At 67.6% G+C, this 12,311-nt stretch carries 11 protein-coding genes; 6 read left to right on the top strand and 5 right to left on the bottom strand.

The features are described from left to right. Position 1: 1 nt before the first annotated feature. From AC1DDG_RS11995 to AC1DDG_RS11980, 4 genes are all read left to right on the top strand, one after another. Entirely contained in the window at positions 2 to 598 is a 597-nt protein-coding gene (locus tag AC1DDG_RS11995) for a nucleotide exchange factor GrpE (protein WP_476876233.1), read from the top strand. 81 nt (positions 599 to 679) lie between these two features. Further along, positions 680 to 1,663 (top strand): DnaJ C-terminal domain-containing protein, encoded by a 984-nt coding sequence (locus AC1DDG_RS11990; RefSeq protein WP_476876232.1) that lies wholly within the window; start codon positions 680 to 682, stop codon positions 1,661 to 1,663. A gap of 15 nt (positions 1,664 to 1,678) precedes the next feature. Then, positions 1,679 to 2,107 (top strand): heat shock protein transcriptional repressor HspR, encoded by a 429-nt coding sequence (locus AC1DDG_RS11985; protein WP_476876231.1) that lies wholly within the window; start codon positions 1,679 to 1,681, stop codon positions 2,105 to 2,107. Positions 2,108 to 2,203: 96 nt separating this feature from the next. Beyond that, a complete protein-coding gene (locus AC1DDG_RS11980) occupies positions 2,204 to 4,861 on the top strand; it encodes a PEP/pyruvate-binding domain-containing protein (protein WP_476876230.1) in 2,658 nt (885 codons plus the stop codon). A gap of 53 nt (positions 4,862 to 4,914) precedes the next feature. Here the strand turns inward: AC1DDG_RS11980 and AC1DDG_RS11975 are convergent, their stop codons facing one another. The 5 genes from AC1DDG_RS11975 to AC1DDG_RS11955 all read right to left on the bottom strand — a co-directional run bounded on the left by AC1DDG_RS11975 (position 4,915) and on the right by AC1DDG_RS11955 (position 9,696). Continuing rightward, the gene (locus AC1DDG_RS11975; protein ID WP_476876229.1) at positions 4,915 to 5,877 is read right to left on the bottom strand and encodes a D-2-hydroxyacid dehydrogenase family protein; all 963 of its coding nucleotides are present in this window, start codon (positions 5,875 to 5,877) and stop codon (positions 4,915 to 4,917) included. Positions 5,878 to 6,095: 218 nt separating this feature from the next. Further along, positions 6,096 to 6,491, bottom strand: coding sequence for a universal stress protein (locus AC1DDG_RS11970; protein WP_230121354.1), 396 nt, complete (start codon positions 6,489 to 6,491; stop codon positions 6,096 to 6,098). After that, positions 6,488 to 8,185: a tripartite tricarboxylate transporter permease gene (locus tag AC1DDG_RS11965; protein ID WP_476876228.1), complete on the bottom strand. Its 1,698-nt coding sequence runs from the start codon at positions 8,183 to 8,185 to the stop codon at positions 6,488 to 6,490. Before AC1DDG_RS11965 ends, AC1DDG_RS11970 begins: the two co-directional genes overlap by 4 nt. Continuing rightward, on the bottom strand, positions 8,186 to 8,689 hold the full coding sequence (locus AC1DDG_RS11960) for a tripartite tricarboxylate transporter TctB family protein (RefSeq protein ID WP_476876227.1): 504 nt from the start codon (positions 8,687 to 8,689) through the stop codon (positions 8,186 to 8,188). It abuts the gene before it with no gap. Continuing rightward, entirely contained in the window at positions 8,686 to 9,696 is a 1,011-nt protein-coding gene (locus AC1DDG_RS11955; RefSeq protein ID WP_476876226.1) for a Bug family tripartite tricarboxylate transporter substrate binding protein, read from the bottom strand. Before AC1DDG_RS11955 ends, AC1DDG_RS11960 begins: the two co-directional genes overlap by 4 nt. A 324-nt stretch (positions 9,697 to 10,020) precedes the next feature. On the opposite strand from AC1DDG_RS11955, the gene AC1DDG_RS11950 reads away from it, so the two are divergent. Next, entirely contained in the window at positions 10,021 to 11,613 is a 1,593-nt protein-coding gene (locus AC1DDG_RS11950; protein WP_476876276.1) for a sensor histidine kinase, read from the top strand. Further along, on the top strand, positions 11,610 to 12,278 hold the full coding sequence (locus AC1DDG_RS11945) for a response regulator (protein ID WP_476876225.1): 669 nt from the start codon (positions 11,610 to 11,612) through the stop codon (positions 12,276 to 12,278). Before AC1DDG_RS11950 ends, AC1DDG_RS11945 begins: the two co-directional genes overlap by 4 nt. Positions 12,279 to 12,311 lie beyond the last annotated feature (33 nt).

Genomic DNA, 12,311 nt, shown 5'->3' with positions numbered 1-12,311 from the left:
CATGCCTCATCACGGTAACGAAGAAGAGCACAGCCCTTCACCAGACCAGGAGCATCAGGGCGGGCAGCGCGACGAGCCTGTTATCCGGGACCACCGCAAGGTGGACCCGGTGACCGGGCAGGCCCGCCACCCCGAGGGAGAGCAGCCGGCCGATCCGGCTGGTGCTTCCGCGGATTCGGACGGCGACGCCCTCGCCCAGGCTGAGGAAATCCTCAACCAGGTGGAGGTGCCGGCGGAGGAATCCGTGGCCCAGGGAACTGACGCCGCGGCTGCTGCCGAGCTGAAGAACGATCTGCTGCGCCTCCAGGCGGAGTACGTCAACTACCGCAAGCGCGTCGAACGCGACCGTGCCGTGGCAGGGGAGATGGCCGTCATCGGCGTCCTGAACTCGTTGCTTCCGGTGCTCGACGACGTCGACGCCGCCCGCCAGCACGGTGACCTGACCGACGGCCCGTTCGCCGCGATCGCCGCCAAGCTGGAGAACGCGCTCAAGACGTACGGCCTGGTGCGCATCGATGAGACCGGTGTGGAGTTCGATCCCACGATCCACGAGGCCCTCATCCAGCAGCCCGGCGCGGACATCGGGCTTGGTCCGTAAGGACCAAGCCACCACGCGAAGGGGCGGGGGCCCATGTTCCGCGCAGCGAAACGTAACCACAAACTTTGAAAGGAAACGCCATTGGCTAGCCAGGACTGGGTGGACAAGGACTTTTACGCGATCCTTGGCATCGCCAAGGACGCTTCCGACGCTGACATCAAGAAGGCCTACCGGAAGCTCGCGCGCCAGCACCACCCGGATACGAACTCCGGTGACGCTGCTTCGGAGAAGAAGTTCAAGGACATCTCTGAGGCGTACTCCGTGCTGTCCGACTCCGAGGAACGCCAGCAGTATGACGCCATCCGGGCCATGGGCGGCGGGGCACGGTTCGCTCCGCACGGTGCCGGAAGCACGGCCAACGGCGGCTTCGAGGACCTTTTTGGCGGGCTCTTCACCGGCAACGCCGGACGCCAATCCGGCGGCTTCGGCACGCCCGGCGGCGTCCCGCCCGAGTTCGCCGACCTGTTCGGCGGCGGCTTTGGCGGCGCCGGGGGTCCTGCCGGGTACCAACGCGCGCCGCAGAAGGGTGCGGACCGCACGGCAACCACCAGCATCTCCTTCGCCGGTTCCATCCGCGGCACCACCATCGGCCTGCGCGAGCCGGACGGAGAAGTCATCGACGTCCGTGTTCCGGCCGGCATCAAGGACGGCCAGAAGGTCCGCGTCCGCGGAAAGGGCCAGTACGGTCCCGCGGGCAACGGCGATCTCATGGTGACGGTCAACGTCAAACACCACGACTTTTACACGCGCGACGGCGACAACCTCCGCATCCACGTGCCGGTCACCTTCGCGGAAGCTGCTTTGGGCGCCGACATCGAGGTTCCCACGATCGACGGCGAGCATGTCCGGGTCCGCGTTCCCGCTGGCACGCCCGCGGGGCGCACTCTCCGGGTCAAGGGCCGCGGCGTGAAGACCTCCAAGGGCACCGGCGACCTGCTGGTGACGATCGACGTCGCCGTTCCGAAGAACCTGAGCAAGGAAGCCGAGGAGGCGGTGAAGGCGTTTGCCGCCGCCACCGCCGGCGCGGACGTCCGCGAGGGCCTGGCAGCCAAGGCCCGGCTCTAGAAACGGGCGTCAGCCGTGGACATTAACTTCGATCAGCCGATCTTCGTCATCTCGGTGGCGGCCGAACTGGCTGACATGCACCCGCAGACGCTTCGCCAGTATGACCGGCTGGGCATCGTCTCGCCCAGCCGTGCGCCGGGCAAGTCCCGCCGGTACTCGCAGCGGGATGTCAACATGCTGCGCGAGGTGCAGCGCCTGTCCCAGGAAGGCGTCTCCCTCGAAGGCATCAAGCGCATCCTGCAACTGGAGAACCAGGTGACCGCGCTGCAGCGGCGGGTGGGCGAGCTGACCGAGGAACTGGCCCGACGTCGAGACTCCATTGACTCCCGGATCTTTGCCGCCGGTGCCGCCGGGGACGTCGTCAGCCTTGCCCGCGGCCAGCGGCCCCGGCCACGGTCACAGGCCGTGGTGGTGTGGCGCCCCCGGGGAGCGAACAACCCATAGATCGCTGTGATCCTGCATGCCAGAATGGGATGAACCAGGCGCAGCGCGGCGTCTCGTTCAGGGCGTAAGTGGCCCGGGCAGAAGGGATGCACGGTCGTGACCTACATCAAGGACTTTGATCAGCTCGGGCGCGGCGACGTGGAGGAAGCCGGAGGCAAGGGAGCAAACCTCGGCGAACTCACCCAGGCAGGGTTTCATGTGCCACGGGGCTTCGTGCTCACCACAGCCGCCTACGCTGACTTCGTCGAGGCCAACGGACTCGGCGCGCGGATCCTGGAACTTGCCACTCTTCCCGCCGACGCGCCGCAGCAGGACTACGACGGTGCGGCGCAGCAGATCCGCTCCCTGTTTTCGGGCCGCGTGATGCCACCCGGAATCGCCCGCGAACTCAGCGAGGCCTACAGCCGTCTCCGCCACGCCCTTCCGGACGCCTCGGGTGAGGATATCCCGGTGGCGGTCCGGTCCTCGGCCACGGCCGAAGACCTGGCCTCCGCAAGCTTCGCCGGCCAGCAGGACACCTACCTGAACATCCGCGGTGCTGAGGCCGTGGCTGCCTCGGTGATTGCCTGTTGGGCATCGCTGTGGAACGCCCGCGCCATGGCCTACCGGGCCCGCGAAGGCCTCGGCCCGGCCACAGTGCGGCTGGCGGTTGTGATCCAGCAGATGGTCGAGTCCGACTCCGCCGGAGTGATGTTCACTGCCAACCCGGCCAACGGCCGCCGCGACCAGGTGGTGGTCAGTGCCGCCTGGGGGCTGGGGGAGTCCGTGGTCAGCGGGGCCGTGACCACCGACGACATCGTGGTGGACCCTGCCGCGGGCCGGATCCTGTCGCGGCTCACTGCTGACAAAGAGGTCATGACGGCCTACTCCAAAGATGGGACCGCTGAGCAGCCGGTCCCGGAGCCGAAGCGCCGGGAGCCGGTGCTCGACGACGCCGCGGCGGCCGCTCTGGCGCGCCAGGGAACGGCCATCGCGGAGCATTTCGCGGCGCCGCAGGACATCGAATGGGCGCGGGCGGGCGGGGAGTTTTTCATCGTGCAGGCCAGGCCGATCACCGCGCTGCCTGAACCGTCGGCCGATACCCCGACTGACTGGGAGCTGCCCTATCCGAAGGGTCTGTACTTCCGGGCGAGCATTGTGGAGCAGTTGCCGGATCCGCTCTCACCGCTGTTCGCCGACCTCATCGACGGCTCGGTGACCCGGTCCCTCAAGGCACTGCTGAGGGAGGCGGTCGGCAGTGACGTCGTGCGGGACGGAGACGTGTCCCTGCCCACGATTAACGGATATGCGTATTACTACTACAGCTCCACGGGAATGTGGCGGGTGATGGGCAAGTCCCTGACCGCCGTTGCCGCGTTGGCTCGCGGCAAGGCGCATATGGGCATCAGGGGATGGCGGGACCATTCCCACCCCCGCTACCGGGGCATCGTGAAGTCGTGGGCATCCAAGCCGCTGACGGACCTGCCGGCGTCGGAACTGTTCAAGGGGATCTCGGCCCTGCTGGACGCCGGCACCGTGTACTACACCGCGGTGCAGTCGGTCATTCCGATCGCAGCAACGAGTGAGATCCTGTTCCGGGCGTTTTATGACCGGCTGGTCCGCCGCGACGGCGACCCGCCGGGCCAGACATTCCTGCTGGGTTATGACAGTGAGCCCATCCGGGCGGAGAAGTCGCTCTACGACCTGGCGGCCTGGGCCCGTGGACGCCCGGCGCTTGCCGCCGCCATCACGGAGGGCTCCGCCGCAGCGGTGGCGGCGGCAGTCCGCACGGGGACTCCGCCAGCAGGCGTCGACCCCGCCGCGTGGGAGCAGTGGACCAAGCGGTTTCAGCGGCATCTGGACCAATTCGGGCACGCCGTCTACAACCTTGACTTCGTCAATCCGGTTCCGGCCGATGATCCTTCGGCCTTGCTGGAAACCCTGAAATTTTTCGTGCGCGGGCAGGGCAACAACCCCTACCAGCGCCAGCAGCTCTCGGCGTCCCGCCGGGAGGACCAGAGCCGGCTGGTCCGGGAGCGGCTGGACCCCGCCCGGCGCGCCTCGTTCAACCGGCTGCTGCGCTGGGCACAGAAGGCAGCGCCCGTCCGTGAGGATGCCTTGGCGGACATCGGCCTGGCCTGGCCGCTGATGCGGCGGATGCTGTTGGAGCTTGGACAACGGCTGGTCGGCTCGGGCGTCATCATAGAGCCCGGGGACATCTTCTGGCTGCGGCTCGACGAACTCCGACATGCCATCGACTTCGGACTGGCCACTCCCGGTGCGGCCATCAGCGGTGCCGGGCAGCCCGTCCGCGCGGAGGCCGTGGCCCAGCGCAAGATGCTGTGGCGCGGGCAGCGGAAGGCCGCGGCGCCGCAGATGCTGCCCGAAAGCCGCTGGGCAGACCGTGCGTTCGGAAAGATGATGCCGGCCGGTTCCCAGCAGCAGCGCGGCGACCGGATCTCGGGGACCGGCGCCAGCTCAGGTCAGGTGACAGCGCCAGCACGGCTGCTGGCCGGCCCCGAAGACTTCGCCACCATGCAGCCCGGTGAGGTGCTCGTCGCCCGCATGACCACTCCGGCCTGGACTCCGTTGTTCGCCATGGCTTCGGCGGTGGTCACCGACGTTGGAGGCCCTTTGAGCCACAGCTCAATCGTGGCCCGGGAGTACGGCATCCCCGCGGTTCTCGGCACCGGCGTGGCCACCCAGCGTCTGGCCAGCGGCCAATTAATCCACGTGGACGGCGATGCCGGCACCGTCACGATTGAACGGGAATGAACGCCCTACGGCGGCCCTTCCGGACCGCGTGACCGCGTGACCGCTGCGGTTCGTCAGGGCGTCAGCGTCCGGACCGGGGCGCCGTCCAGCCAGGCCGTTACATCCTCGAACGCGCCGCCGAAGAAGGCCCGGTAGCTCTCCTGCGTGACATAGCCCAGATGGGGCGTCAGGAGCGTTCGGGGCGCGGCCAGCAGGGCGTGTCCCGCCGGAAGCGGTTCCTGGTCGAACACGTCAATGGCCGCCCCGCGGATCCACCCCTCCTGCAGGGCGGAGACGAGAGCAGTCTCGTCGACGAGCGCGCCGCGGGCGGTGTTGACCAGGACACCTTCGGGGCCGAGGAGCTGCAGTTCGCGTTCGCCAACTGTCCCCTCCGAACGCGGCGACAGGCGCAGGTGCAGGGACACGACGTCGGACTCTATGAAGAGTTCTTCCTTGCTGACCCTGCGGGCACCGGCCGCCGCGGCGGTTTCCTCCGTCAGATTCTGGCTCCAGGCCAGCACGTCCATCCCGAAGGCGCGGCCGTAGGCGGCGATGCGCTTCCCGATCTTTCCCAGCCCAACGATTCCCAGGGTCTTTCCGGACAGCTCGAACCCGATGGCGGTCTGCCAGTGGCCGGAGCGCAAGGAGGCCTCTTCCGCGGTCAGGTTCCGGGCGAAAGCCAGCAGCAGTGCCCACGTCAGTTCAGGCGCGGCTGTGGGTGAGCCGCCGGTGCCGCACACCACAATGCCGTGGTCGGTTGCCGCCTCCAGATCGATGGCCGCATTGGCGGCGCCAGTGGTCACCAGCAGTTTCAGCCTGGGCAGCTGCCCGATGACGCTGCGGGGAAACGGCGTGCGCTCCCGCATGGCTATGACGATGTCAAAGTCCGCGAGGGCCGCCGCGGTTTCGGCTTCGGAGGCGAAATGCCCGCCGAACACCGTAACGGCGACGCCCCGCTGCGCCAGGGAGCTCCACGGGGCGAAGTCCTCCGCGACGCCTTGATAGTCGTCCAGAATGGCTAGCCGGTACTGGTTCATGGCTTTACGGTACCGGACGGTTGAGCGTTGCCCAGTTGGCTACGGGTTCACGGGGCGGCCACGTTGGACGGGCCCGGAGATCGGGGGCGCAAACAGTCATTATGGTCCTTTCAAAGCGCCTCGGGCCGGTATCCGGATCCCAATGGATCGGACACCGGCCCGAGGCGTGGTTGTTGACGGGGTGCGTGTGGCGGGCTGGTGATTGCTCCGCCGCAGTGTCAGGCGCCGGCCTTGACCGCCAGCACCGGGCAGGAGGCTTCGAGCAGGATCTGCTGCGCCGTGCTGCCCATGATCAGCTTTCCCACCGGCGTGCGCTTCCGGAGGCCGATGACAATCAGGTCGGCGCGGTACTTCTCTGCGGCTTCCAGCACCTCGTTGGCTGCATCATTCCCGCGGACCGGCTGCAGCACGAGATGCTCCACACCCTCTCGTTCCAGCCGCTCGGTGACTGCGTTGAGGTCCTCGGCCTGGACGTAGCGTTTGTCCACCAGGGCGTCGCCCCGCGAGGAATTGATGATGACGAGCCGGCTCTGGTTTCTCCGGGCCTCGGCGATCGCCCGGTCCAGGGCTGCTGCGCCTTCTGCCGTGGGAACGTACCCGACGATGATGCTCACTGTTTCTCCTGTCCGTTGCTGACGTGGGTGACCGCGTGGGTCTCCGCGTTTTCCCGGCCGTCGGTGGCAACTGCCTGGCTGTCGCGGGCCGCCGTCGAGTCGGCCGCCGTCGGGCTGTGCGCCGTCGACCGTGCCGCGGTAGGGCTGTCCGCGAGGGGGCCGTCCACAAGGGGGCTGTCAGCGAAAGTACCGACGGCTGCCAGCTGGCGGGGGCGGGCGCGGCGCCACGCCTTCAGCAGCAGCGGCCAGACCAGGATGATTCCCACCAGGATGTACACGACGACGGCGATCGGCTCGCTCCAGAGTCCGGAGACGTCGCCGGCGGAGAGCTGCAGCGTCTGACGGAGCTGCTTTTCCAGGCGCGGCCCCAGTATCACGCCGAGAATGAGGGGCAGCACCGGCAGGCCGTAGCGCCTCATCATGAAGCCGAGGGCGCCCAGGACCAGCAGGATCACCAGGTCAAACGACTGGAGGTTCACGGAGTACGCGCCCAGGGTGGCGAAGAACAGGATGCCGGCGTAAAGGTACGGGCGGGGGAGCCGCAGGAGCTTCGCCCACACCGGGGCCAGCGGAAGGTTGACCAGCAGCAACAGCGTATTGCCGATGAACAGGCTGGCGATCAGCGCCCAGACCAGCGGGCCTTCGTTGGCGAACAGGAGGGGTCCGGGCTGGATGCCGAACTGGACGAAGGCGGCCAGCATGACGGCGGCCGTGGCGTTGGTGGGCAAACCGAGGGCGAGCATCGGGGTCAGGGTGCCCGCTGCCGCGGCGTTGTTGGCCGCTTCGGGTCCGGCGACGCCTTCGATGGCGCCCTTGCCGAACTCCTCCGGGTGCTTCGAAAGCCGCTTCTCGGTCACGTAGGAGAGGAAGGTGGGGATTTCGGCGCCGCCGGCTGGGAGCGCGCCGAAGGGGAAGCCGAGGGCCGTCCCGCGCAGCCAGGGTTTCCAGGACCGCTTCCAGTCTTCCTTGCCCATCCAGGGCCGGCCGACGGGAATGATCTGCAGCGGAGTGCGGCGCAGGTGCGCCGCCACCCACAGGGCCTCGCCGACGGCGAAGATGGCGACGGCGACCACCACGATGTCCAGCCCGTCGGCCAGCAGCGGCTGGCCGAAGGTGAGGCGCCGCTGACCGCTGACGGAATCGATGCCCACGAGGCCGATGGCCAGGCCGAGACCCAGCGAGGCGAAGCCGCGCAGCCGGGACGCGCCCAGGACGGCGGTGACGGCCAACAGGGCCAGGATCATGATGGCGAAGTAGCTGGGGGAGCCGAGGCTGACTGCGAACTGGACCACGATGGGGGCGAAAACCACCAGCAGCGCCGTGCCGATGGTGCCGGCCACAAAGGAGCCGATGGCTGCCGTGGCCAGGGCCTGCGCGGCCCTGCCTGCCTTGGCCATCTTATTGCCCTCGATCGCGGTAATCACGGACGACGACTCACCCGGAGTGTTGAGCAGGATGGAGGTGGTGGAGCCGCCGTACATGCCGCCGTAGTAGATGCCGGCGAACATGATGAAGGCGCTGGTGGGTTCCAGGACGTAGGTCACCGGCAGGAGCAATGCCACGGTCATGGCCGGCCCGATGCCGGGGAGGACGCCGACTGCGGTGCCGAGGATGACGCCGATCAGGGCGTAGAGGAGGTTGATGGGGGTCAGCGCCGTCGCGAACCCGTCCATCAGTGAGGACAGGATGTCCATCTAGAGAATCCCTTCAAGGAGTCCGGCCGGAAGGGCGATGCCCAGGCCGAGGTAGAAGCCGTAGAACGTCAGCAGCGCCAGGGCCAGCGAGATGAGCCCGTCGCGGACATAGTGGCGGCTTCCGAGGGCCCAGACGCTGCCCCAGAAGAGCACCGTTCCGGAGATGACCCAGCCGGCCCAGTCGATCAGCAGGATGTTGGCAATGAAGGCGCCGGCCAGCGGGAGGACGGTCTTCCAGTCCGCGGGATGACTCAGGTCGACGTCTTCGCCCGCTTCGGCCTCGCCGTGGCCGCCGCGGAGGACATTCACGGCCAGCATCACGGCCGAGACGAGCAGGAGCGCTCCCACGATGACGGGCAGGGTCTTGGGGCCCACGGGGTCCGACTGGGAGTAGGGCGTGACCAGGCGCGCTGCATCCAGGAGGACCACGGCGCCGGCCGCCCCGAGCAGGGCGGCGACGCCCAGCTCGGAGCGGCCTTTGAGGCGGGATGACAAGGAGGTCACGCCAGGCCGAGCTTCGTCAGAACGTCGGCAACGCGCTTGTCCTGTTCCGTGAGGAAGGACTTAAATTCATCACCGGTGATGAAGGCGTCGGACCAGCTGTGTGTCTTCAGGGATTCCTTCCAGGACGCCGACTCGTGCATCTTCTTGAGGGTGGCGATCAGGGCGTCACGGTCGGCGTCGCTGATTCCGGGAGGAGCCACGATGCCGCGCCAGTTCGTGAAGACCAGGTCGATGCCGGACTCCTTGAGCGTGGGGGCATCAACGCCCTCAAGCTTCTTTTCGCCGCTGGTGGCCAGGACGCGGATGTCTCCGGTCTTGATCTGCTGGAGGTATTCCCCGGCGCCTGAGGCAGCAAAGCCCAGCTTGTTGCCGAGGATGGCGGGGAGCAAGTCACCGCCGCCGTCGTAGGAGACAAAGTTGACCTTGGTGGCGTCGATGCCCACCGCACCCGCGAGCTGCATGGGCAGGAGGTGGTCCGGGCCGCCGGGGGAGGAGCCGCCGCCCACGCTTACCTTGGACGGGTCCTTCTTCCATGCGGCCACGAGGTCGTCGATGGTCTTGTACGGCGAGTCCTTGGACACCATGATGGCGCCGGGCTCCTCGATGAGGCGGGCCAGTGGAGTGGTCTCGGTCAGCTTCGACTCGGACTTGTTGGTGTAGCTGGCTCCGACGACGCCCAGACCCATCAGCATGGTGAGGTCGCCGTTGGCCTTTTCGTTCACGATGCGGGCCAGGCCCACGGTGCCGCCTGCGCCGGCGAGGTTGAAGACCTCCGGGTTCGTGGCGAGCTTCTCGTCTTCGAGGACCTTCGCCGCTGCTCGGGCCGTGGTGTCGTAGCCACCGCCGGGAGTGTTGGGCACCATGATGCGCAGCCCCGCCAGGGGGGAGCTGTCCGCAGCGGCGGTGGACGGGCCTGCGGCAGTCTTGCCGGTTGCGCCGCAGCCTGTAGCCAATAGGGCGATGCCTGCAGCGACTGCAGCCACGCGCAATGCGCTGAATCCGCGCATGTTGTTCCTCTTCTCGTTGATCCGTTTGATCGGGGTTCTCCGATGCTAGGGCCCAAGGTGACGCGGCTCACTCTTGTGTAACCAGAGAAAGTTAAGTTCATTGCGTTCACGTTTCCGGACTGCAATCAGAGGTGCAACGGGGCGCAAACGGAGCCGCGGCAGCGCTCGAAGAAGCCTCGCATGCCGGCGAAAATCAGCCGGCCCGTGTGGGGTATAGTTCACCCCACCGCGATGCAGACGGCGGGGAACCGCGGGCGCGGTGAAGACCTCCCGCCCCACCCGAAAACACAAGGAAGACAGCAGCACATGACTCGACGGCGAGGAATGTCCCTCGCGGGGCAGTATCTCAGGCTCCAGCTGCTGATTGTGCTGGCAGTGCTGGTGGCGGTGGTGGCAATCTCGCTGGCGCAGTCCGCTGCAACCTTTGAACGGATCGAAGGGCGCCGTGCGCTGTCGGCCGCCGAGACGCTGGCTGCCAATCCGACGGTCCGCAGCCTGCTGGCAAACGCCCAGCCGGGCAGCGGGTCCGCACTCCCCTCGGTTGCAGAGTCGGTGCGGACCATCTCGGGTTCCTCGCAGGTTACCCTGGCCCGCGCTGACAGGACGGTAGTGACGTCCTGGGACCCATCACAGGAGGGCCGCGAGATGGAGCTCGGCGACAGCGTGGTGATGTCCGGGCGGGCCTGGACCGGATTGGTGGGGAGCGGGGCCTCGGAAGCGCTCTCGGCTCACGTGCCCGTGCTGGACGACCGGGGCAAGATGGTGGGCATAGCCGCCGTCGGCAGGAACTTCCCGTCCGTGCTGGAGCGGCTGGGCGATGCCGTTCCGAACCTGCTGACCTACCTGGGCGTTGCCAGCGTCCTGGGCCTGGCGGGATCGCTGCTGCTGGCCCGGCGGGTCAAGCGTCAGACCCTGGGCATGGAGCCGGATGAGATCACCGGCCTCGTCGAGAACCGCGAAGCCATGCTCCACGGACTCAAGGAGGGAGTGGTGGCGCTCGACCCCCAACAGCGGATCTCTGTGGTTAATGACAGTGCCCGGCGCCTGCTGGGCCTGCCCGACGACTGCGTGGGCAAGAGTCTTGGCAGCCTGAGGGTGCAGCCCGCCCTGAAGGAAGTGCTGACGCAGGACCAGCCCGGTCCGGACCGCCTGGTCTTGGTGGGGGAGAACCTGCTGGTGCTGAACCGGATGCCCATGCGCTCGCACGGGCGCGTCATCGGTTCGGTGACCACGCTGCGCGACCGGACGGAACTGGCCTCCCTCGAACGGGAGCTTGGCACGACGCGGACGGCCACGGACACCCTCCGCGCGCAGGCGCATGAATTCGCCAACCAGCTCCATACGATTTCCGGGCTGATCCAGATCGGCGAGTATGACGCCGTCGTCCAGTTCGTGAACGGCACTACGTCCAACCGCACGCGCCTCAATGATGAAGTGACCAGCCGGATTGAAGATCCAGCCCTGGCAGCCTTGCTCATCGCGAAGTCGAGCCTTGCCGCCGAGCGCGGCGTTTCGCTTGAACTTGCGCCGGAGTCCCGGCTGGGCAGAGTGGATGAGGAGCTGTCCCGGGACCTGACCACCGTGGTGGGCAACCTTGTGGACAACGCGCTCGATGCAGTCACGAATGCCGCTTTCGACGCCGAGGCGGAGGTGCTCATCGAGGAGGCCGACGGCGGTGTGCGGGTTGTGGTGCGGGACTCCGGTCCGGGCGTCCCGGCGGACGTCATGGATGACATCTTCCGGCAGGGATTCAGCACCAAGAATTCGTCCGACGGCGGCCGCGGCTACGGCCTCGCGCTTGCGCGGGTGGTCTGCCAGCGCCGGGGCGGACGACTCACGGTACACAACGACGCCGGCGCAGTGTTCACGGCGGAGCTTTTTCCCATCGGTCACAAGGGTAAGGGAGGGCGGCCATGATCAGTGTCCTGATTGTTGACGACGACTTCATGGTTGCCAAAGTCCACGCCGGATTCATCCAGCGCACCCCGGGTTTCGCCGTCGTCGGTGTTGCCCATACCGGGGCGCAGGCGATTCTGGAAACGACCAGGCTCCAGCCTGACCTCGTACTGCTGGACATCCATCTTCCGGACATCAACGGGCTGGACCTGATGCACCGCCTGCGGGAGGTGGCGCCCGAGCTGGACGTCCTGGTCATCAGCGCCGCCCGGGAAGTGGAGACGGTGCGGCGTGCCCTGCGCGGCGGGATCGTGCATTACCTGATCAAGCCGTTCTCTCAGACGGACCTGCAGGAACGCCTGGAGCATTACCGGAATGCCTACCAGAGCCTTACCTCCTCGAAAGATGTGGCGGAACAGGCCGACGTCAACCGGGTATTCGGCCTGGAGCGCGGGGACCGGCCGCTGCCGAAGGGATGCAGCGCCGAGACGCTGCAGGTGGTGGAGAGGGCGCTGCACGCGGCCCCGGGGGACGTTTCCGCGGCTGAGCTGGCCGTCCTGGTCGGCACTTCCCGGGTGAGTGCGCGGCGCTACCTGGAGTACCTCAACGATGAGGGGCTGGTGGATGTGACCCTCAAGTACGGCGTCGGACGTCCCGAGCGGCGGTATGCGTGGAAAGCGGTGTGAAGCGCCCCGCGGTGTTGGCCGCGGCTGGAGAAA

The sequence above is a fragment of the Arthrobacter sp. 10L430 genome (assembly GCF_056395245.1).
This window is presented reverse-complemented; position numbering and strand designations above follow the sequence as displayed.